Annotated in this window: 19 protein-coding genes and 2 pseudogenes; 12 read left to right on the top strand and 9 right to left on the bottom strand. The window is 70.5% G+C overall.

The genetic code is table 11. The features are described 5' to 3' along the window. Window positions 1-983: helicase C-terminal domain-containing protein (locus G3I19_RS22755; protein ID WP_203599955.1), on the top strand; the 983-nt coding region annotated here is incomplete at its 5' end. A gap of 271 nt (window positions 984-1254) precedes the next feature. Here G3I19_RS22755 and G3I19_RS37635 read toward each other — a convergent pair. Continuing rightward, window positions 1255-1695 (bottom strand): annotated as a pseudogene (locus G3I19_RS37635) (VanZ family protein); the annotation flags it as partial. Between the two features lie 168 nt (window positions 1696-1863). On the opposite strand from G3I19_RS37635, the pseudogene G3I19_RS22745 reads away from it, so the two are divergent. After that, a pseudogene (locus tag G3I19_RS22745) lies at window positions 1864-3498 on the top strand (DNA repair helicase XPB); the annotation flags it as partial. 285 nt (window positions 3499-3783) lie between these two features. Here the strand turns inward: G3I19_RS22745 and G3I19_RS36965 are convergent. Next, window positions 3784-3945, bottom strand: a complete 162-nt coding sequence (locus G3I19_RS36965) for a hypothetical protein (protein WP_203599954.1) — start codon at window positions 3943-3945, stop codon at window positions 3784-3786. A gap of 205 nt (window positions 3946-4150) precedes the next feature. Between G3I19_RS36965 and G3I19_RS22740 the strand changes: the two genes are divergently transcribed. Further along, the gene (locus tag G3I19_RS22740) at window positions 4151-4588 is read left to right on the top strand and encodes a VOC family protein (protein WP_164265537.1); all 438 of its coding nucleotides are present in this window, start codon (window positions 4151-4153) and stop codon (window positions 4586-4588) included. 54 nt (window positions 4589-4642) lie between these two features. Here the strand turns inward: G3I19_RS22740 and G3I19_RS22735 are convergent, their stop codons facing one another. Then, window positions 4643-5716: a DUF4157 domain-containing protein gene (locus tag G3I19_RS22735; protein WP_239074685.1), complete on the bottom strand. Its 1074-nt coding sequence runs from the start codon at window positions 5714-5716 to the stop codon at window positions 4643-4645. A gap of 361 nt (window positions 5717-6077) precedes the next feature. Between G3I19_RS22735 and G3I19_RS22730 the strand changes: the two genes are divergently transcribed. Further along, window positions 6078-7619 carry an aromatic amino acid lyase gene (locus G3I19_RS22730; protein WP_164265531.1) on the top strand — a complete coding sequence of 514 codons (1542 nt, stop codon included), beginning with the start codon at window positions 6078-6080 and terminating at the stop codon, window positions 7617-7619. 56 nt (window positions 7620-7675) lie between these two features. Here G3I19_RS22730 and G3I19_RS38325 read toward each other — a convergent pair whose 3' ends face one another. The 3 genes from G3I19_RS38325 to G3I19_RS22715 are packed head-to-tail and all read right to left on the bottom strand — an operon-like array spanning window position 7676 to window position 8893. After that, window positions 7676-8137: a PH domain-containing protein gene (locus G3I19_RS38325; protein WP_343235177.1), complete on the bottom strand. Its 462-nt coding sequence runs from the start codon at window positions 8135-8137 to the stop codon at window positions 7676-7678. Between the two features lie 55 nt (window positions 8138-8192). Further along, the gene (locus tag G3I19_RS22720; RefSeq protein WP_164265530.1) at window positions 8193-8549 is read right to left on the bottom strand and encodes a hypothetical protein; all 357 of its coding nucleotides are present in this window, start codon (window positions 8547-8549) and stop codon (window positions 8193-8195) included. Beyond that, complete coding sequence (locus tag G3I19_RS22715) at window positions 8546-8893, bottom strand: hypothetical protein (protein ID WP_164265529.1); 348 nt, start codon at window positions 8891-8893, stop codon at window positions 8546-8548. Before G3I19_RS22715 ends, G3I19_RS22720 begins: the two co-directional genes overlap by 4 nt. Before the next feature lie 105 nt (window positions 8894-8998). Between G3I19_RS22715 and G3I19_RS22710 the strand changes: the two genes are divergently transcribed. After that, window positions 8999-9838 (top strand): helix-turn-helix transcriptional regulator, encoded by an 840-nt coding sequence (locus G3I19_RS22710; RefSeq protein ID WP_164265528.1) that lies wholly within the window; start codon window positions 8999-9001, stop codon window positions 9836-9838. Beyond that, window positions 9835-10047: a DUF397 domain-containing protein gene (locus tag G3I19_RS22705; RefSeq protein ID WP_164265527.1), complete on the top strand. Its 213-nt coding sequence runs from the start codon at window positions 9835-9837 to the stop codon at window positions 10045-10047. The genes G3I19_RS22710 and G3I19_RS22705 overlap by 4 nt, the downstream gene beginning before the upstream one ends. 11 nt (window positions 10048-10058) lie before the next feature. Here the strand turns inward: G3I19_RS22705 and G3I19_RS22700 are convergent, their stop codons facing one another. Then, on the bottom strand, window positions 10059-10868 hold the full coding sequence (locus G3I19_RS22700; protein WP_164265526.1) for a LysR family transcriptional regulator: 810 nt from the start codon (window positions 10866-10868) through the stop codon (window positions 10059-10061). A gap of 67 nt (window positions 10869-10935) precedes the next feature. Between G3I19_RS22700 and G3I19_RS22695 the strand changes: the two genes are divergently transcribed. Together G3I19_RS22695 and G3I19_RS22690 are read left to right on the top strand one after the other, a co-directional pair. Next, on the top strand, window positions 10936-11832 hold the full coding sequence (locus G3I19_RS22695; RefSeq protein ID WP_164265525.1) for an NAD(P)H-binding protein: 897 nt from the start codon (window positions 10936-10938) through the stop codon (window positions 11830-11832). Further along, window positions 11829-12518, top strand: a complete 690-nt coding sequence (locus tag G3I19_RS22690; protein WP_164265524.1) for an SDR family oxidoreductase — start codon at window positions 11829-11831, stop codon at window positions 12516-12518. Before G3I19_RS22695 ends, G3I19_RS22690 begins: the two co-directional genes overlap by 4 nt. A gap of 102 nt (window positions 12519-12620) precedes the next feature. Here the strand turns inward: G3I19_RS22690 and G3I19_RS22685 are convergent, their stop codons facing one another. Next, entirely contained in the window at window positions 12621-13217 is a 597-nt protein-coding gene (locus G3I19_RS22685) for a TetR family transcriptional regulator (protein ID WP_164265523.1), read from the bottom strand. Between the two features lie 62 nt (window positions 13218-13279). Here G3I19_RS22685 and G3I19_RS22680 point away from each other — a divergent pair, with 62 nt between their 5' ends. The 4 genes from G3I19_RS22680 (at window position 13280) to G3I19_RS22665 (ending at window position 18271) form a co-directional block, all read left to right on the top strand. Continuing rightward, entirely contained in the window at window positions 13280-14158 is an 879-nt protein-coding gene (locus G3I19_RS22680) for an NAD(P)H-binding protein (protein WP_203599952.1), read from the top strand. A gap of 151 nt (window positions 14159-14309) precedes the next feature. Then, window positions 14310-14621 (top strand): hypothetical protein, encoded by a 312-nt coding sequence (locus G3I19_RS22675; RefSeq protein WP_164265522.1) that lies wholly within the window; start codon window positions 14310-14312, stop codon window positions 14619-14621. Between the two features lie 71 nt (window positions 14622-14692). Next, complete coding sequence (locus G3I19_RS22670; protein WP_164265521.1) at window positions 14693-15871, top strand: alpha/beta fold hydrolase; 1179 nt, start codon at window positions 14693-14695, stop codon at window positions 15869-15871. A gap of 249 nt (window positions 15872-16120) precedes the next feature. Further along, window positions 16121-18271 carry a UvrD-helicase domain-containing protein gene (locus tag G3I19_RS22665; RefSeq protein ID WP_343235176.1) on the top strand — a complete coding sequence of 717 codons (2151 nt, stop codon included), beginning with the start codon at window positions 16121-16123 and terminating at the stop codon, window positions 18269-18271. Window positions 18272-18303: 32 nt separating this feature from the next. Here the strand turns inward: G3I19_RS22665 and G3I19_RS22660 are convergent, their stop codons facing one another. Continuing rightward, window positions 18304-18996, bottom strand: coding sequence for a copper homeostasis protein CutC (locus tag G3I19_RS22660; protein WP_164265520.1), 693 nt, complete (start codon window positions 18994-18996; stop codon window positions 18304-18306). Window positions 18997-19293 lie beyond the last annotated feature (297 nt).

Here is a 19293-nt window from a genome sequence, read left to right as displayed (position 1 = left end):
CGGCCGACAGCGGCCCGCGCCCCGCGCCGACCCCCGCCGAACTGGCAGCCGCCCGCGCCCGCGCCGCCGACGCGATCACCCCGCTGATCCCGGAGCCGCTCGACCACGTCCTGCTCCAGGCCGACCTCACGGCGGTCGCCCCCGGCCCGCTGGAGCGCCCGCTCGCCGCGCTGCTCGGGGTCGCCGCCGACGTCGAGTCCAAGGGCGGCGCCACCGTCTACCGCTTCACGGCGGGCTCGGTACGCAGGGCGCTCGACGCCGGACAGACCGCGGCCGACCTGCACGCCTTCCTGGCAGCCCACAGCCGTACGCCGGTGCCGCAGCCGCTCACGTATCTGATCGACGACGTCGCCAGGAAACACGGCCATCTGCGGGTCGGCGCGGCCTCCTCGTACGTACGCTGCGACGACGACGCGGTCCTCAGCGAGATCATGGCCGACACCCGGTCCCAGCCGCTGCGGCTGCGCCGCCTCGCCCCCACGGTGCTGGCCTCCATGGCGGGACCCGCCGGGCTGCTCGAAGGGCTGCGCTCGATGGGCTTCGCCCCGGCCGCCGAGTCCGCCGATGGGGACGTCCTGATCACCCGCGCCGACGCCTACCGCACCCCGCCGCGCGCCGCGCCCGCCCCGGTCCCGGAGGGCCCGCCGGTCCCCGACGACGTCCTGCTGGGCGCGGCGCTGCGAGCGATCAAGGCGGGCGACACGGCCGCCACGGTGGTGCACGCGCCGGTGCAGGAACACGGGGACCTGCCCCGCACCCCGTCCGCCGAGACGCTCGCCACGGTGCAGGCGGCGGCGATGACGGGCGCCGCGCTGTGGATCGGCTACGTCAACGCGGACGGCGCCGCCAGCAAGCGCGTGATCGCGCCGGTCAGAGTGGAGGGCGGCTTCGTCACGGCGTACGACCACACCGCGGACGACGTCCGTACGTATCCGCTGCACCGCATCACGGGCGTTGCGGAGCTGACCGACGACCCGTCCTGACAGCGGACCACCAACGGGACGCCCTGGTCGGGGACTTGGCCCCGGGTTTGGCGGGCGACTTGGCGGCGGACTTCTTGGCGGGCGCCTTCCGGGCCGGGGCCTTCGCCTTGGCGGCGGACTTGGCGGCGGGCTTGGCAGGGGACTTGGCGCGCGGCTTGGCGGCGGGCTTGGCCGGAGACTTGGCACGGGGTTCGGCCGCGGGCTTGGCGGAAGACTTCGCTGAAGATCCAGCAGCCGGCTTCGTCGTGGGTGTCTGCCGGGCCGTCCGCTGCCACCAGTGGGTGCGCCGGGGGTGCAGCGCGCGTCCCAGCCGTCGGCCGAGCAGCAGATACCCGAGCAGCGCGCCCGTCGTGTTCAGGATCACGTCGTCGATGTCGAAGGCGCGCCCGGTGATCAGCAGCCCCTGCGCCGTCTCGACGAGAAGCATCACGACGGCGGTCACCAGGACCACCCGCAGCAGCCCGCGCGCCTTGGGGATCAGCACGGGCAGCAGCACCCCGAACGGCATCCCGAGCAGCAGATTGCCGCCGATCTGCTTGACCGTGTCGCGGAAGGCCGGCTGGTCGACGTACGTACGGATCGAGTCACCTGGGGTGAGGTTCGTGTGGGTGAGGTCCACCGAGGCGGCGGAAGGCACCAGCGTCACCTTGGCCAGGGCGACGGCGAAGCCGACCATGCAGGCGAAACCGAGCAGTAACACGAGGGCGCGGAGCACTGCCGAGCCCCACGTACGGCGCTGCAGTCGCGGTTCGGAGTGTTCGGAGTCCATGACGCAGCGTGTACCCCCGCCGGAATGCGCGACACTGGTGGTTTGGCCCTGCTGGTTCAGCCTGACTGGTTCGGCCCCACCGCATGCTCACGGCGCGAAGGGACTCATGGCGTGAACGGACCTCTCATCGTCCAGAGCGACAAGACACTGCTCCTGGAGGTGGACCACGAGCAGGCGGACGCCTGCCGTCGCGCCATCGCACCGTTCGCGGAGCTGGAGCGCGCCCCCGAGCACATCCACACCTACCGGCTGACCCCGCTCGGCCTGTGGAACGCGCGGGCCGCGGGGCACGATGCCGAGCAGGTCGTCGACGCGCTGGTCGAGTTCTCCCGCTACCCCGTGCCGCACGCGCTGCTCGTGGACGTCGCCGAGACCATGGCCAGGTACGGCCGTCTCACACTCTCCAAGCACCCCGTGCACGGGCTGGTGCTCACCTCGACCGACCGGCCCGTGCTGGAGGAGATCCTCCGGTCGAAGAAGGTCGCCCCGCTGGTCGGAGCCCGGCTCGACCCGGACACCGTGGCCGTGCACCCCTCCGAGCGCGGTCAGATCAAGCAGACGCTGCTGAAGCTGGGCTGGCCCGCCGAGGACCTCGCCGGTTACGTCGACGGCGAGGCGCACCAGATCGACCTGGACCAGGAGGGCTGGTCGCTCCGGCCGTACCAGCAGCAGGCCGTGGAGAACTTCTGGCACGGCGGCTCCGGTGTCGTCGTCCTGCCCTGTGGCGCGGGAAAGACCCTGGTCGGGGCCGGTGCGATGGCCGAGGCCAAGGCGACGACGCTGATCCTGGTCACCAACACCGTCTCGGCCCGGCAGTGGAAGCACGAGCTGGTGAAACGTACCTCCCTCACCGAGGAGGAGATCGGCGAGTACAGCGGTACGAAGAAGGAGATCCGCCCGGTCACCATCGCCACGTACCAGGTGCTGACGACCCGCAGGAAGGGCGTCTACCCGCACCTGGAGCTGTTCGACTCGCGCGACTGGGGGCTGGTCATCTACGACGAGGTGCATCTGCTGCCCGCACCGGTCTTCAAGTTCACCGCCGATCTGCAGGCGCGGCGCCGGCTCGGGCTCACCGCGACGCTCGTGCGGGAGGACGGCCGTGAGTCGGACGTCTTCTCGCTGATCGGGCCCAAGCGGTTCGACGCGCCGTGGAAGGAGATCGAGGCGCAGGGCTACATCGCGCCCGCCGACTGTGTGGAGGTCCGGGTCAATCTGACGGACAGCGAGCGGCTCGCCTACGCCACGGCCGAGGCGGAGGAGAAGTACCGCTACTGCGCGACGACCGCGACCAAGCGGAAGGTCACGGAGGCGCTGGTCCGCAAGCACCAGGGCGAGCAGACCCTGGTCATCGGCCAGTACATCGACCAGCTGGACGAGCTGGGCGAGCATCTGGACGCGCCGGTCATCAAGGGCGAGACGACGAACGCGCAGCGCGAGAAGCTCTTCGGGGCGTTCCGTGAGGGCGAGATCAGTGTGCTGGTCGTCTCGAAGGTCGCGAACTTCTCGATCGACCTTCCGGAGGCGACGGTCGCCATCCAGGTCTCGGGGACCTTCGGCTCGCGTCAGGAGGAGGCGCAGCGTCTTGGCCGGGTGCTGCGTCCGAAGGCGGACGGGCACGAGGCGCGGTTCTACTCGGTGGTGGCTCGGGACACGATCGACCAGGACTTCGCGGCACACCGGCAGCGGTTCCTGGCCGAGCAGGGGTACGCGTACCGGATCGTGGACGCGGACGAGCTGCTGGCGGGTCCGGCCGCCGCGCTGGAGCTGACGGACCCCACGGAGACGGGCGCCGCGGAGAGCGGTGCTGCGGACAGCGGCGCTGCGGACAGCGGCTCGTCGGACACGGGTACGTCGGGCACCGGCCCATCGGGCACCGGCTCATCGGACACCGGCTCGTCGGACACGGACGAGGGGACTGCTCCCTGACGACCGGGACGCGGCTGCGTCGAGCGGGGCAGGGCGGGGCAGGGCAGGGCAGGGCAGCGGGGCGGCCGTGAGGGCGAGGGGAGCGGCTGGGGCGGCGCCGGTTCAGCGGTTGCCGTGCTCGCCGAGGATCATGACGCTGAAGGCGGCCGACGCGAAGGCCCCGACCGCGCGGACGGCGCTGCGGACGGGCCGGGCCACGGAGGTGCGGGACGCGGACGTGCGGGCGGATGTACCGGGCGGCGCGGTGGCGGTTGCTGTGGTCATGTATCCATGATGGTTTTCCGGCGGCCGCGGGGCGTCAGGCTGTGGTCGTAACGCACGGGCCGGGCGCCTACGACTCAAGGCCCATGGGATCCCCTACGGGTAGGACGCCGCGCGAGCACCGCACGGACGCATGTACCCACGGACGTACGCGCGTACCCACGTACCCACGTACCCACGTACGTCACGCGAGGAGAGCGAGGCACAGGTGGCGATCCGCTGGAGCCTGACCGTGGACTGCGCCGACCCGGCCGCGCTGTCGCGCTTCTGGGCGGAGGCGCTCGGGTACGCCGAGCGGCCCGCGCCCGAGGGGTTCGCGACCTGGCCCGAGTGGCTCCTGCACCACGGTGTCCCCGAGGACGAGTGGAACGACGGCGCCTACCTCTACGACCCGGCCGGCGCCGCCCCCGCGCTGTCCTTCCTGAAGGTGCCGGAGGGCAAGGCGGTGAAGAACCGCCTGCACCTGGACGTGCAGGCGGGTGGCGGCCGCGAGACCCCCTGGGAGGTGCGGTGGCCGCGCGTGCTGGCCGCCACCGAGCGGCTGACGGCCGCCGGGGCGACGGTGCTGCGCGAGGAAGCGCTCCAGGGCAAGCCGGACCATGTGGTGCTGGCCGACCCGGAGGGCAACGAGTTCTGCGTGGTGTGACGTGACGTGGCGCCGGGGGCCGGAGCTCGGTACCCCGGGGCCCGTACGTGATCCCTAGGCCATCGTGTTGTGCACGATCCAGCCCTCGCCGTACAGCTCCTTACCCGTCTTCGGGTCGTAGACGGTCGTCTGGCAGTCGAGGTACGTCGGAATCGACTGCGCGTAGTACTTGTCGATCTCCGCCGCGACCGAGCCTGTCGCACCCAGGCTTGCCCCGGTCACCTGCCCGTCGAACACTGCTTCCACCGTGTACTCGACTATGCGGCCGGCCTTGATCTCGTCCTTGACGTTGTACTCCGTCATTTCGTGATGCTTGCGGTTACCGCCCTTGGTGAGCGGCGTCAGGTTGTCCAGGGTGTCGCCGGGGCCGCCGAGGTTGTCGTTGAGGAGGTGGCCCTGGACCATGTACTTGGCGAACCAGTCGCCGGCCGGAGTCCCCTTCTTGGGCCACCAGCTGGGCTTGACCTTGGGCTTGCCGCCGTACTTCACGTCCTTGGGGTGCAGTTCGGCCTTCATGTAGCTGCCCACTCCGCTCCTGGACGAGGAGGCGTAGGAGACCTTGTGGCGGCCGCGGTAGGCACGCTGGATGGCCCGGGAGACCGTCGGCTGTTCACCCTCCGATGTGTCGCCGTCGCCCGGTCCCGAACTCCCCTCGGAAGCAGCACTCCTGGTGGAGACCGCTCCGCTCATCACCCGGTGCGCGTTCTCCTCGGCCTCGCGCTCGAACCGGTCCGAGGGGTCGCTCACCCGCAGGCCGTTGCCGTTGTCCGTACCGGCGACCGGGCCCTTGCGCTGCTGGATGACGTGCGTGAGCTCGTGGGCCAGCGTGTGCTTGTCCGCGCCGCCCTGACCGATGACCACATGGCTGCCGGATGTGTACGCGCGCGCCCCCAGCTCGGCCGCCGAAGCCTGTGCGGAACTGTCCGCGTGGATACGGACGTCGGAGAATCCGGTGTCGAACCGGGCCTCCATTTCGGCTCGGACCGCACTGTCCAGCGGGCTTCCCGGCTGCCGCAGGACGTCCTGGGCCGTGGCACGCTGCACCGCGGGCCCCGCCGCCTGATGCCCACAGCCGGCGCCGTGCTCGTGCAGCTCCTGGGTCTGCTCGTGCCCGGCCTGCCGCAGCATCTGCACGACGGCCGCGTTGCCCGCGGTGCTCTGCAGCCCGAGGATCCCGCGGGGAGCTGCGGTACGCGCTGGGTCCGCAGGCCGGAGGCGGCGGGCCGCCCCCGTCTCCCTCTTCGCCTCGGACGTCTCGCGCTGCGCGGATTCCATAGCTCTCCTCAGCTCTGGTCAGGCCATTGGTCAACTTGCCTTTCTACGCGAACCGGTCGGAGGAAGCCAGGTAAGCAAGGGCAGAATCCGGGTCCGAACAGGCAGACTTGCGGCCGGTCTCGTGGCACCTGGCACCACCCTTGCCAAGGCCTACATAAAATGATTCATTGACGTGGCGAGTGAATGAATACATGCCGGACGCGAGAGGATCCCCGTGCCTGCCCGCGAGACTGCCACCATCACCCTGGGCGACGCCCCGATCACCGTCGAACAGTTCGTCGCAGTCGCCCGCCACGGCGCCCGGGTCGAGTTCGACGCGACGTACGCGGACCGGGTACGCACGTCACGCGCGCTGGTGGAGCGTTTCCTGGCCGAGAACCGCCTGGTGTACGGCGTGACCACCGGATTCGGCGACAACGTCACAGAGGTGATCGCTCCGGACGACGCCGAGCGGTTGCAGCGCAACATCGTGCGCTCACACGCCGTTTCGGTCGGCGAACCACTGCCCGTCGAGATCGTCCGCGCCATCGCCCTCATGGAGCTGACCGGCCTCGGCGAAGGGTTCTCCGGCATCCGCCTCGAAACCCTCGAACTGATCAGGCGGATGCTCAACGCCCGGGTCACACCGTACGTACCCGGCGAGGGCTCCGTCGGCTATCTGGCCCCGGAGGCACATATGGCCCTGGTGCTGCTGGGCGAGGGCCGGGCCTGGTACGGCGACGAGTTGCTGCCCGGCGCCGAGGCACTGAGCCGGATCGGCGAGGAGCCGACGCGGCTCGGCTGCAAGGAAGGACTGTCGCTCACCAACGGGACGCACTCGGTGACCGCGATAGCCGTCCTGGCCACCTATGACGCCGACGTCGCCGCGGCCACGGCCGATGTCGCGGCGAGCCTGTCCGTACAGGCGCTCAAGGCCACCGTACGGGCCTACGACGCCCGGCTTCAGGAACGGAAACGGCACCCCGAGCAGGCCGCGGTCGCCGAGAATCTGCGGCGGCTGACCGAATCCAGCGCGCTCAGCGCCGAGTTCATCGACCACCGGCTCCAGGACAGCCTGGCCCTGCGCGCCGTCCCGCAGATGCACGGCGGCGCGAAGCGGGCGCTCGCCCAGGCCAGGGAAGTCATCGTCGAGGAACTGCACTCGGTGGGCGACAACCCGGTCATCCACCCCGAGGGCGAGGACGGGGTGGCGCTGATGGGGGCGAACTGCGACAGCACGTACGTCGGCATCCAGGCCGACTCCATGGTGAACGCGATGGCGGTGCTGGCCAAGGTGTCCGAACGCCGCACCGACCGCCTGGTCAACAGCAACTTCAGCGAGCTGCCCGCGTTCCTGACGCCCGAGCCGGGACTCAACAGCGGCTACATGATCGCGCAGTACACGGCCGCCGCACTCTCCATGGAACTGCGCTCGCTCGCGGTGCCCGCGTCGGCGGACACGGCCCCCACATCGGCCGGCCAGGAGGACGCGGTCAGCAACGCCTACCTGGCCGCGCTGAAGGCATACCGGGCGGCACACAAACTCGCCTACGTCGTGGCGATCGAGGTGATGTGCGCCGTGCAAGCACTCGACCTGCTCGCGCCGCTCTCCCCCTCACCGGCCACGAACGCCCTGCGCGCCAGGATCCGGGAGACCGTACCGACGGTCGACGGGGACCGGGTCTTCCACTCCGACATAGAACACATCACCGAACTCGTGCGCAGCGAGGAAGCACTGCGCACGGTCGAGGCCGTGATCGGCCCGCTGCGCCGCTGACGAACCCGACCAGTGCCGCGCCCCCACGTTCACCCTCTCGACGACTTGCTGCCGTATCAGCTGTCGTCGGCGCGAGCTCTGCACTGCCGGACGGTCTCCAGCTTCGCCTCGAACTTGCGGTCGTGCCAGCGGGCGGTGAAGGCACCGGGAACAGTGAGCGCCCGGCCCTGAACTCGGAGGACACGCACATCCGACCAGGTGCCACTCCGACCTGTGCGGACGCGTTTCTCAACCCCCGTAACCTCACTCCAAGGCACCGACCTGCGCCTGAAGAGGGTGCGGAACTCCATGCCCTGGGAAGTGAGGAGCGTCGTGCCCGTCCCTTGGCTGACCATGGAGGCGAGTGTGAGCAAACCGAAGGCGGCGACGCCGCCGATCCGCCACCACCGCTCTGCGGCCGGCGCAGTGAGCCCGGCTGCCACCGCCATTCCGACAAAGGTCAGCGTCACGAACCCGGTCCGCCACCAGTACCTGCGTCGCTCCGCGGCATCAAGGCGGATCCATATCGGAGGTGGCACAGACAGGATGGTACCGACGGACGACACTCCCCGGCCGACCCAGACCCCGGAAAGATCAACGCGGTGCTGCATGAGAGGAGGGCTTGGCGACCGGTCGTTCAGAGTCACGTTCTGACCGACACGGCCCGCCGGACGGCCCACCGTCGCCCGGGCTCCCGTCCAGTTCACCGAGACCGTCGAGCCGACGGTTGATCCGCTGGGCGAACTGGGCTGCTTCCGCTACGGAGATGGAGCCCAGCGAGATCATGTGGGCCGGGTGGTTGCAGGCCGCGCATGGCTCTTCGACGCCGATGTCGTCGAAGTCGACCTGGAGCCGCCGCAGTGCGTTGACGAACGCGGTGGCAGCGTCCTCGGCGTTCTCCCGGTCGTTGTTCGTCCAGTACCCACGATCGACCGGACCGAAATCCGTCACGGCCTGGCCCCCTTGTCGTCAGCGATCCGCTCGCGGAGCCGGTCCGTCGTGGACGACTCGTCGACGTCATCCGCTGGGGCATCGGGACAGACCGGGTTGCCGCACCGGCAGGGCGGCCACTTGAGTACGGAGATCTCGAATTCGGGCTGCTCGCTCATTCGGTCCAACTGCCTTTCCAGTCCGGCGATGACATCGCGGAGAAGGTCCTTCGTGGGTGGCGCATATCCGGTACGCGGCACCCACGCGGGCGCCAGCCGCCAGAACCCGCCGGCCGCCACCAGGTCTGCCAACTGGACCGTTTCGGCGTCCCGTTGGCCCGTTGCGGGCTTGTGCTCCCAGGACAACGTTCACTCCTCTCTGTAGCCGTTCCACTACCGAGGGGGTTCAGCGTGGCCTAGAGTCAGGAACCCTTCAAGTAATCAGAAACGAAGGAAGGGTTGGGCGCGCGCATGGTCAACCGCAAGGAGCTGGACCCCGGGAGCAGCCCGGAAGCGGCCTACGGGGCACACCTCCGCAGGCTGCGGGAGAAACGCGGCTGGAGCCAGGAAAATCTGGCCGGGGACCTGGGGTATTCGAGCCAGCATATTTCGGCTGTTGAAACTGGCAGGAAGCCGCCAACCCTCCCTTTCTCGCGCAAGGCCGATCTCGCCTTCGGCGCTGCCGGTTCTGCTGACTCACTGGAGCGCGAGTGGCACGAGATGCGGCGCGGCTCACCACTGGAGGGGTTCCCGGAGTATGTGGGGCACGAGGGCCGGGCCGTGGAGATCCGGCTCTACGAGATCGGGATCATCCCCGGACTCTTGCAAACACCTCAGTACGCACGGGTTCTGGCCGAGAGCTCGGTGCGACGGAACGCCATCACGCCCGGCCAAGCGGACGAACGCGTCTCGTTCCTGGCGGAGCGGCAGGCAGCCGTGATGCGATCCCGTCCACCCATGCTGTTTGTGATCATGGATGAAAGCTGCATCCGCCGGCCCATCGGCGGAGCGGCCGTCATGAAGGCCCAGTTGGCCCGCCTGGTCGAGTTCGCCGACATGCCGAACACAGTGCTGCAGGTGGCACCGTTCGAGATAGGCGAACGCCGAGCGTTCGACCTGCCCGTCAATCTCCTGACGCTGCCGGATCGATCTGTGATCTGCTACGCCGAGTCCCAGTCTCAGGGACACCTGGACCGGGAGAGCGCATCCGTGATGCCCATGCTGACGACCTACCATCAGCTACAGGCCGAAGCACTGTCGCAGGCGGCATCCGTGGCCATGATCAACGAGGCACGAAAGGGCACCCCGTGACGACCGACGAGTCCCCCCGCTGGTTCACATCCTCCTACAGCAACAACGGCGGTAACTGCGTAGAGATCGCAGCCAACCTCACCGCCTCCCACGGCATCGTCCCCGTACGTGACTCCAAGAACCCGAGCGGCCCGGTTCTGCACATCCCCGCCCAGGCATTCGCCTCCTTCGTGGCGGGCGTCAAGGACGGCGGGGGCAGCCCCGTCTGACCACCCCCGGCTCAGGCCCCCCGCAGCGTCGCGATGGCGATCTCCTGGAAGTCGCGCAGCACCCTGTCGCGCCGGTCCGTGCGGACGGCCAGGCAGGTATCGAACTCCGGGGCGTCCGTGACCGGAAGGTGGACGAGATCCGGGCGGGAGTACGAGCGCGCGACGCTCAGCGGGACGAGCGCGATGCCGTGCCCGGAGGCGATCAGCTCGAACTTCTCCTCCAGCGACGACGTCCGCCGCCTCGGCGCGTCGAGCATCCCCTCGTCGGCGAGGTCCGCGGAGGTGAGCTCGTCGCGGCATGCCAGCGGGTGCGCCGCGGGCATACAGGCGACCCTGGGGTCGTGTCCGATGGGGATGGTGTGCAGCCCCGACTCGTCGAACGGCCGCCGCAGGTAGCCGGCCTGGGCCCGGCCGTCCCTGAGCGGCGCGTCCGGCTCCCACCAGCGCACCGGGACGACATCGGTCTCGACCTGCGGGTAGCGCGACGCGAACGCCCGGATCGCGTCCGACACATGCAGCCCGGGAGAGAAAGCGACCACGAGCCGCTGGACGCCCCGGTCGACGTCGTGCACGCGTTGTACCGCCGCCCCGACGCCCGCGAGGAGCCCCCGCGCCTCCTCGTAGAGCTGCTTCCCGGCGGCGGTCAGCTCCACGCTGCGAGTGGTCCGCGCGAGCAGGTCGCATCCCAACTCCTGCTCGAACGCCCGGACTTGACGACTCAGAACCGGCTGGGTGATGTAGAGCTGTTCCGCCGCCCGGCCGAAGTGCCGGTGCTCGGCCACCGCGACGAAGTAGCGGAGCTTGCGCAGATCGAGATCCATGCCTTCAAGGTATCAATGACCGGCAAGGGTATTGGACGTCCCGATCGGACGCCCCGAGACTCGACGCATGATCGTCATCACCACTCCCACCGGCCAGATCGGCGGCCGGCTGCTGGACATCCTGCTCAACGAGACCCCCACCCGCGGTGAAGAGCTGCGCGTCATCGTGCGCGACCCCGGCAAACTGCCCGCAGCGGCCCGCGCCCGCGTCGACGTCGTCACGGGCTCCCACGGCGACGCCGAGGTCGTCGACCGGGCCTTCACCGGCGCCGACGCCGTCTTCTGGGTCGTCCCGTCGGGCGCGGCGGCACCGAGCCTGGACGCGGTGTACTCCGGGTTCACCCGCGCCGCTGCCGAGGCGTTCACGACCCACGGCGTACGACACGTCGTCGGCGTCTCGGCACTCGGCCGCGGCACACCCGCCGCCGGTCGCGCCGGGCATGTGACCGCGTCGCTGGCCATGGACGACCTCATCGCACGTACGGGCGTGGCCTACCGGGCACTCGCGAACCCGTCGTTCATGGACAACCTGCTGCGGCAGGTGGCGTCGATCCGTGACCACGGAGTGTTCACGGACACTGTCGTCGCCGACCGCAGAGCCCCGGCGGCCGCCACCCGGGACATCGCCGCGGCCGCCGCCGGCCTGCTGCTCGACCGCTCGTGGACGGGGACGGGCGAGGTCCCGGTACTGGGCCCCGAAGACCTGTCGGCGAACGACATGGCACGCACCATGTCCGAGGTGCTCGGCCGCCCGGTCCGCTACGAACGGCAGTCACTGGACGACTGCCGCGCCGCACTCACCGGACACGGGATCGGGGAGGCGGTCGCCGCGGGCTTCGTGGACATGGCGAGGGCCAAGGACGACGGCCTCGACGACGGTGTACGCCGTACCCCCGCGACCGCGAGCCCGACCACCTTCCGCACCTGGTGCGAAGAGGTTCTGAAGCCGGCGGTGCAGGCATGAGCACCAAGACCGCTCTCATCGTCGGGGCGTCCCGTTCCCTCGGGCTCGCTCTCGCCACCGAGTTCACGCGCCGCGGCTGGGACGTCATCGGGACCGTACGGGGCGAAAGCCGCACGGATCTGCACGAGCTGGCCGAGAAGTCCGGGGGCAGCGTCACGGTCGAGTCCCTGGACACGACACGGCCGGAGCAGATCAGCGCGCTGCGCGACCGCCTGGCGGGGCGCACCCTCGACCTGCTGTTCGTCAACGCCGCCATCACCCGGGGCAATATCCCCGTCGGCGACGTCCCGGAAGAGATGTTCGTCGAGGTCATGGTCACGAACGCGCTCAGCCCGATGCGCGTGGTCGAGTCCTTCCGCTCACTGGTCACGCCCACGGGGACGATCGGCGTCATGTCCTCGCGCCAGGGCAGCATCGGCCTCAACACCCGGGGCGGCCAGGATGTCTACCGGGCGAGCAAGTCGGCTCTGAACCAGCTGATGCGCAGCTACGCCGTCCGGTACGCCGATGCCGCGCACACACTCCTGCTCATGTGCCCCGGCCACGTCCGCACCGAACTCGGCGGCCCGGACGCGCCGCTGAGCATCGACCAGTCCATCCCGGGCGTGGTCGACACGATCGAACACCACAGCGGCGAGCCGGGCCTGCGGTTCCTCAACTACCAGGACCAGGAGGTGCCCTGGTAGCCGGTAGCCGGACGCAGGCCTCGGCGTCGGCGTCGGTATCGGTGTCGGTGTCGGTGTCAGTTCGGTGCGTCGAGCGGCGCAGCATCGCCCGTCACCGTCACCTCACCGCAGTTGGCTGAACGCCTGGTCGGCATCGGCCACGGCCTCGGGATGGACGTCGCCGGCGGTCCGGCCGTCGGCGATCTTCTGCCAGTTGGTCCGGGCGAGTACCCGCTGGACCGCGAGGACCTGGGCGGCGCGCAGGCGCGCCTGGATGCCCTCGCCGAGGGCATCCGCCAGGGCCTCCTCGTCCTCCAGCTGGTACCGCGTGAGCCGTCCGGCCAGGCTCGGCGTGGCGAACACCAGCCGGTGGAACGCCACCACTTGAGGGTGATCGTTGAGGCCGGTGACGGGGTCGTACCGGTCGAGGCCGGCCCGGAAGTGCCGGTGCAGCGCCGCCACCGGCCCGGTGCCGGACCCGCGGTCGCGTACGACGCGTGCCGCCTCGCCCTGGTGGTCCGCGAACCGGTGCAGCACCAGGTCTTCCTTGGTGGGGAAGTACCGGAAGAGAGTCGGCTTGGAGATCCCGGCCGCCGCGGCGATGTCGTTGACCGAGACGCGGTCGAAGCCGTGCTCAAGGAACAGCGCGACGGCCGCGTCGCCGATGGCGTCGCGTGTCCGCTCCTTCTTGCGGGCCCGCAGCCCCGTCGGCTCGCTCATCGGACCACCGTAACATTTGTGACCAGGTTGCTTTTTTAACCGGGTAACGTTTTCATGGCGGCATGCAGCAGACAGCCATGCCCCCTGTGCTCGTCACCGGGGCGACGGGCCGGATCGGGCGCGTCGTCATCGGCCAACTCATCGACGCGGGCGTGCCGGTGCGCGCCCTCATCCATCGCTCCGATGCGGCGGCGACGCTGCCTGCGGAGGCCGAGGTCTTCACCGGCGACCTCACCGTGCCCGAGTCGCTCGACCCGGCCTTGACCGGCGCGGGCGCGGTCTTCCTCGTGTGGACCGCCCCGCCCCGGACCACCGCGGCAGTCGTCGAGCGGCTGGCGGCCCACGTACGGCGGGTCGTCTTCCTCTCCTCCCCGCACCGGACGCCGCACCCCTTCTTCCAGCAGCCCAACCCGATGGCCGCGCTGCACGCCGACATCGAGCGGCTCATCGCGGCCACCGGGCTCGAATCGACGATCATCCGGCCGGGGATGCTCGCGTCGAACTCGCTGGCCTGGTGGGCGCCCGCGATCCGGGCCGGGGATGCCGTCCGGTGGCCGTACGGCGCGGCCGGGACAGCACCGGTCGACGACCGCGATGTCGCGGCGGTCGCGGCGCGGACGCTCCACCGGGACGGATTCGCCGGAGGCGACTACGTCCTCACGGGCCCCGAATCGCTGACCCAGGCCGAGCAGGTGGGCGCCATCGGGGACGCGCTGGGGCGCCGGATCGCGTTCGAGGAGATGACTCCGGACGAGTTCCGGAGCCTGTCGGAGGGCACGGCGCCCAGCTCGGTGGTCGAGATGCTGCTCGCCGCGTGGAGCGCGGCGGTCGGACAGCCCGCGTACGTCACGACCGCGGTGGCCGACATCCTGGGGGTGGCGCCGCGGACGTTCCACCAGTGGGCCGCCGACCACGCCGCGGCACTCACGGAGGGGCCCTGACCTCGTCGGCCTCCCCGACCGCCGCGACCGCCTCGACCGCCGCGAAGCACGGGCACAGGGCTGGAATCCGACAGGGCCGGGCGCCCCTTCATGCTCGGCCGGTCAGCGGGATTCCCTCCCGTCCGCGAGACCACGACAGAGGGAGAGCGGGATGAATGAGCTTCCGCAGATGCTCCATACCTGGTTCACCGAGAACGATGAGCGACTGCGGTCACACGGTGTCATGGGTGACATCCAGCGATCACCCGACGACGGTCGAACCAAGACCAGCGCGTGGCTGGTGGTGGAGTACGACGACCATGTCGCCGTACTCATTGTCTGGAACAGCGGCGAAGCCGAGCTGGAGTGCGGTGACTTGACCAGCGGCCGGGTACGGCAGGAACATCGCGACCTACGCACCCCGGGCGATCTCCTCGATGCCATCGAGACCACCCTCGAATGGGCCGGAGCGACGAGCCTATGACGGCGTTCCACAGCCCGTTCCGTCCGACGATCGTTTGACCTGTACCGAGGTCCAGGGGCGAGGCTTGCGGCATGAGTGAGCCAGATGAGCTGTTTGGAATCGCGGAGGTCTCGGCGTGGATCGGTCTGGCGCCCGACACATTGCGGTACTTCGAACGCCAGGGGGTCGTACCGTCTCCACGGCGCGACGGTGCGGGACGTCGCCAGTACACGACGGCTGACGTCGAGCTGATCCGCATGCTGGTGCACCTCCGTGAGACGGGGATGCCACTGGCCGACATCGCACAGTTCACAGGCGCGGATGACAAGGCGGGTGATCCGGCCAGGCTGCGAGTGGAGTTGCTGACGGCTCATCACCGTCGCGTCCGCGACAGGCGCGAGGAGCTGGACCGCGCACTCGATGTGATCACTCGGAAGATCGCGGACTTCAGTGATCGGATCACGAGTTCGGCTGAGTTTCTCGACCGACCGGACTGCACGCTTGCCTTCGGTGCCCAGGGTGAGGGGCCGCTTCTCTTCCTCGTCGGCGCGCCGGCTGGGCGGGCCGGCTTCGCAGCGCTGGCGCATGAGCTTGCAGACCGGTTCACCGTCGTCACCCACGATCCGCGTGGCATCGGTGCCAGCCGGGCGGTGCCAGGGATGGCTGCGCCCACGCCCGAGGTCCTTGCTGAGGATCTTGCCGCACTTGTCGACAGGTTCACCGGAGGGCCCGCCTTGTTCGTCGGTACCAGTGGCGGTGCCGTGACGCTGCTGGAGCTGGGCAAGCGGCATCCTGACGTGGTCGGCCGGGCCGTCTTGCATGAACCGCCCCTTGTGTCACTCCTGGATGACGCGGACCTGGCAGGCCGGGCCGCAGCAGCGTTCGAAGCCGCGGAGGCTGATCCGCAACGGGCAGTACAAGAGTTCTTCGACCTCAGCGGCGCCGCCCACCACACAGGGCCTGACCAGATGCCTCCCGCCCACGTGGCGCTACCCGAACTGCCGGTCGCCGAACTCGACAAGAACCGCTACTTCCTGGGGCAGATGGCCGGCCCCACCGTCTTCTACGTACCCGACATCGAGGCCACCCGTCGCGTTTCGGTGACGCTGTGCGCCGGCTCGCTGAGCCATCACCAGATGGCGCGCCGGGCGACCCGAGCACTCGCTGGACTTCTGGGGCTGCCGCTGATCGACATGCCCGGCAACCACGTCGGCGCGAGCGCCGAGCCGGCAGAGTTCGCCCACGCCCTCGGGCCCCTGCTCGAACCCTGAGCACAGCCCGCTCGCTCTCCTCGTCGGGAACGCACGCCGCGAGCGAGCAGTGAGCAGGGGCAGGGGGCAGGGAGGCAGGGAGGCAGGGGGCGGTGAGCAGTGAGCAGGCCGGAGAAACCCATTGGCCCGCGCCCCCGCTCCCCGACTACAATCGCGCCTTCCCCCGCCTCCCCCAGGGAGCGCCGCCGCCCGGACGGAAACCGGCGGCCGCCACGTCGTGATCAGCCGTACCCTCCCGGAGGCTCCACCGTGCCCACGCACGTCCCGCAGGACATCCCCGACGACGCACTCGATGACGTACTCCATGACGCATCCGACGACGCACCCGATGACGCGCCCGGCGGCACGCCCGCCGATCCACTCGCCCGCGAGCGTGCCCACCTCACCGGCTCCCGGGCCGCCCTGCGCGCCATGCGGGAGGACGTCCAGGGGCTCGACATCCGCGACGTCACCGCGAACTGGGTCAACGCCGCCGTCCTGGAAGCGCAGATCGAGGACCGCATCAAGGCGCTCGCCGACCTCGCGCACACCCCGCTCTTCTTCGGCCGCCTCGACTACCAGCACGCCCCCGGCGCGGAGCTCGCCGAGGGCGGCGGAGGCGAGCGGTTCTACATCGGGCGCCGTCATGTGCACGACGCCGACGGCGACCCGATGGTCATCGACTGGCGCGCCCCCGTCTCGCAGCCCTTCTACCGTGCGTCCACCAAGGACCCGATGGACATCGGGCTGCGCCGCCGCTTCGGCTACACGGGCGGTGAGCTGACCGCGTACGAGGACGAGCATCTGACCTCCCCGGCCGCCTCCGACCAGCAGACCACCAGCAAACTGCTCCAGGCCGAGATCGAACGGCCCCGCGTCGGGCCGATGCGGGACATCGTGGCGACCATCCAGCCCGAGCAGGACGAGATCGTACGGTCGGACCTCGGCGGCACCGTCTGCGTCCAGGGCGGCCCCGGCACCGGCAAGACCGCCGTCGGGCTGCACCGGGTCGCGTACCTGCTGTACGCGCACCGCGAGCGGCTGGCGCGCACCGGCACCCTGGTCATCGGGCCGAACCGGTCCTTCCTGCACTACATCGAACAAGTCCTCCCCGCCCTGGGTGAGTTGGAGGTCAAGCAGGCCACGGTCGACGACCTGGTGGCGGGCGTCGAGATCAGGGGCACCGACACCGCGGCCGCCGCCGTCATCAAGGGCGACGCCCGGATGGCCGAGGTGCTGCGCAGGGCCCTGCGCTCGCATGTGACCCTGCCGACCGAGCCCGCGATGGTCGTCAGGGGCTCGCGCCGCTGGCGGATCCCGGCGTACGAACTGCAGGAGATCGTCAGCGAGTTGCTGGCCCGCGACATCCGCTACGGCGCCGCGCGCGACGCCCTCCCGCAGCGCATCGCGCACACCGTGCTGGTCCGGATGGAGCAGGCGGGCGAGGCCCCCGACGACCGGGTGCAGGACGCGGTGGCCCGTAACCCCGCGGTGAAAGCCGTGGTCAAGGCGGCCTGGCCGCAGGTCGATCCGGACAGACTGGTGCTGCGGCTGCTCTGCGACGCGAAGTTCCTCGCCGCGCACGCGGAGGGCATCCTGACCGCCGACGAGCAGCGGATCATCCTCTGGGAGAAGCCGGCCAGGTCGGTGAAGTCCGCCAAGTGGTCCCTGGCGGACGCGGTACTGATCGACGAGGCCGGCGATCTGGTCGCCCGTACGCACTCGCTCGGCCATGTCGTCCTCGACGAGGCGCAGGACCTCTCGCCGATGCAGTACCGCGCGGTGGGCCGCCGCTGCACGACCGGTTCGGCGACGATCCTCGGCGACCTGGCGCAGGGCACCACGCCCTGGGCGACGTCGAGCTGGGACGAGGCGCTGCACCATCTGGGCAAGGGCGACGCGCATGTGGAGGAGCTGACGGCCGGCTTCCGCGTACCGCGTGAGGTCATCGCGTACGCGTCCCGGCTGCTGCCGCACATGTCACCGGGGCTGGCGCCCGTCTCGTCCGTACGGGAGAACCCCGGCTCGCTGGAGGTACGGACGGCCGACGACCTGGACGCTGCGGCCGTCGCCGCCTGCCAGGACTCCCTGTACCACGAGGGCTCGACGGGCCTGATCGCGGCCGACGCCCGCATCCCCGCCCTGTCGGCTGCGCTGACGGCCGCGGGGCTCGCGCATCTGGAGCCGGGCCAGGAGACCAGCGCCGACTCCCGGCTGACGCTGGTGCCGGCCTCGCTCGCCAAGGGCCTTGAGTACGACTACGTGGTGCTGGACGAACCGGCGGCGGTGGTCGCGGGCGAGCCCGACGTACGAACGGGCCTGCGCCGTCTGTATGTCGCGCTCACCCGTGCGGTGTCGGGCCTGATCGTGACGCATTCACTGCCGCTGCCGGAGCAGATCTCCAGCCCATCCGGCCATTGAGGATCGGGGTCCCGGGCGGGGCCCCGATCGCCTCAGCCGCCGTCCAGCGCGCGCCGCCACTCCCGTACCGCGTCCGCGTCGACCGGCAGCGCCCACCCGCCGGGCCTGGCCGCACCCCCGATGTGTACGGCGTCGACCCCGGCCGCCAGCAGCCGCGGCAGGTGGGGGAGCCCCAGCCCCCCACCGACCAGGATCTGCGCCTCGTACCCCGGCTGACCCCTGCGCGCGGCCTCCGCGAGCAGAGTCGGCATGCCGTCGGAGACCCCGGTGGGGGATCCCGCGGTGAGGTAGGTGTCAAGCCCGGGCAGGTCGGCGAGCTCCTTGCGGAGCGCGTCGCGGTCGGCGGCCCGGTCGATCGCCCGGTGGAACGTCCACGGGCAGCCCTCGATCTCGGCGACGATCCGCTCGACGGCCACCAGGTCGGGGTTGCCGTCGGCGTCCAGGAAACCGAGTACGAATTGGTCCGCGCCGTCGGCCCGCAGATTCCGTGCCGCCGTCACGAGCGCGCCGACGTCACCGGCCGCGAACCCGTCGGTGAGCCGCAGCATCACGCGCAGGGGGATGTCGACGGCGGCACGGATCGCCGCGAACGTCTCTCGGGACGGTGTCAGGCCGTCGGCCGCCATATCGGTGACCAGTTCAAGGCGGTCGGCACCACCGGCCTGGGCGGCGACCGCGTCCTCCGCGGAGAGCGCGATCACCTCCAGAACTGCACGGTTGCTCATCAAATCCCTATCTTTGAGGGCCACGGATCCGGCGAGGGCTACAGGGGCTACAGGGGCTACAGGTCTAGTCCAGTGGACACCCTACGGCCCGGCCCCGCGCCTCCGCAGCCCGCACCCGGCCCCACGAGGCGGTGATCTGCCGGGCGGTACCGGCACCGGCCCGCACCGGGCCCGCACCGGCACCGCAAGCACCGGCACAATGACTTCATGCCTCAGGACGCGCCCCACGGCCCCGCCGACCTCGCCACCCGCTGGCACCAGGCCCTCACCGCCGCGCGCGAAGGCGCCACCGCGCCG

This window comes from Streptomyces sp. SID10853 (genome assembly GCF_010548145.1).
Taxonomy (GTDB): Bacteria; Actinomycetota; Actinomycetes; order Streptomycetales; family Streptomycetaceae; genus Streptomyces.
This window is presented reverse-complemented; position numbering and strand designations above follow the sequence as displayed.

Excerpts from the sequence above, each read along its gene's own strand:
- G3I19_RS36965 (WP_203599954.1), bottom strand. The coding sequence starts at position 3,945 with ATGACCACAGCAACCGCCACCGCGCCGCCCGGTACATCCGCCCGCACG.
- G3I19_RS22735 (WP_239074685.1), bottom strand. The coding sequence starts at position 5,716 with ATGCTGCGGCAGGCCGGGCACGAGCAGACCCAGGAGCTGCACGAGCAC.
- G3I19_RS22710 (WP_164265528.1), top strand. The coding sequence starts at position 8,999 with ATGGTCAACCGCAAGGAGCTGGACCCCGGGAGCAGCCCGGAAGCGGCC.
- G3I19_RS22700 (WP_164265526.1), bottom strand. The coding sequence starts at position 10,868 with ATGGATCTCGATCTGCGCAAGCTCCGCTACTTCGTCGCGGTGGCCGAG.
- G3I19_RS22695 (WP_164265525.1), top strand. The coding sequence starts at position 10,936 with ATGATCGTCATCACCACTCCCACCGGCCAGATCGGCGGCCGGCTGCTG.
- G3I19_RS22690 (WP_164265524.1), top strand. The coding sequence starts at position 11,829 with ATGAGCACCAAGACCGCTCTCATCGTCGGGGCGTCCCGTTCCCTCGGG.
- G3I19_RS22685 (WP_164265523.1), bottom strand. The coding sequence starts at position 13,217 with ATGAGCGAGCCGACGGGGCTGCGGGCCCGCAAGAAGGAGCGGACACGC.
- G3I19_RS22680 (WP_203599952.1), top strand. The coding sequence starts at position 13,280 with ATGCAGCAGACAGCCATGCCCCCTGTGCTCGTCACCGGGGCGACGGGC.
- G3I19_RS22675 (WP_164265522.1), top strand. The coding sequence starts at position 14,310 with ATGAATGAGCTTCCGCAGATGCTCCATACCTGGTTCACCGAGAACGAT.
- G3I19_RS22670 (WP_164265521.1), top strand. The coding sequence starts at position 14,693 with ATGAGTGAGCCAGATGAGCTGTTTGGAATCGCGGAGGTCTCGGCGTGG.
- G3I19_RS22660 (WP_164265520.1), bottom strand. The coding sequence starts at position 18,996 with ATGAGCAACCGTGCAGTTCTGGAGGTGATCGCGCTCTCCGCGGAGGAC.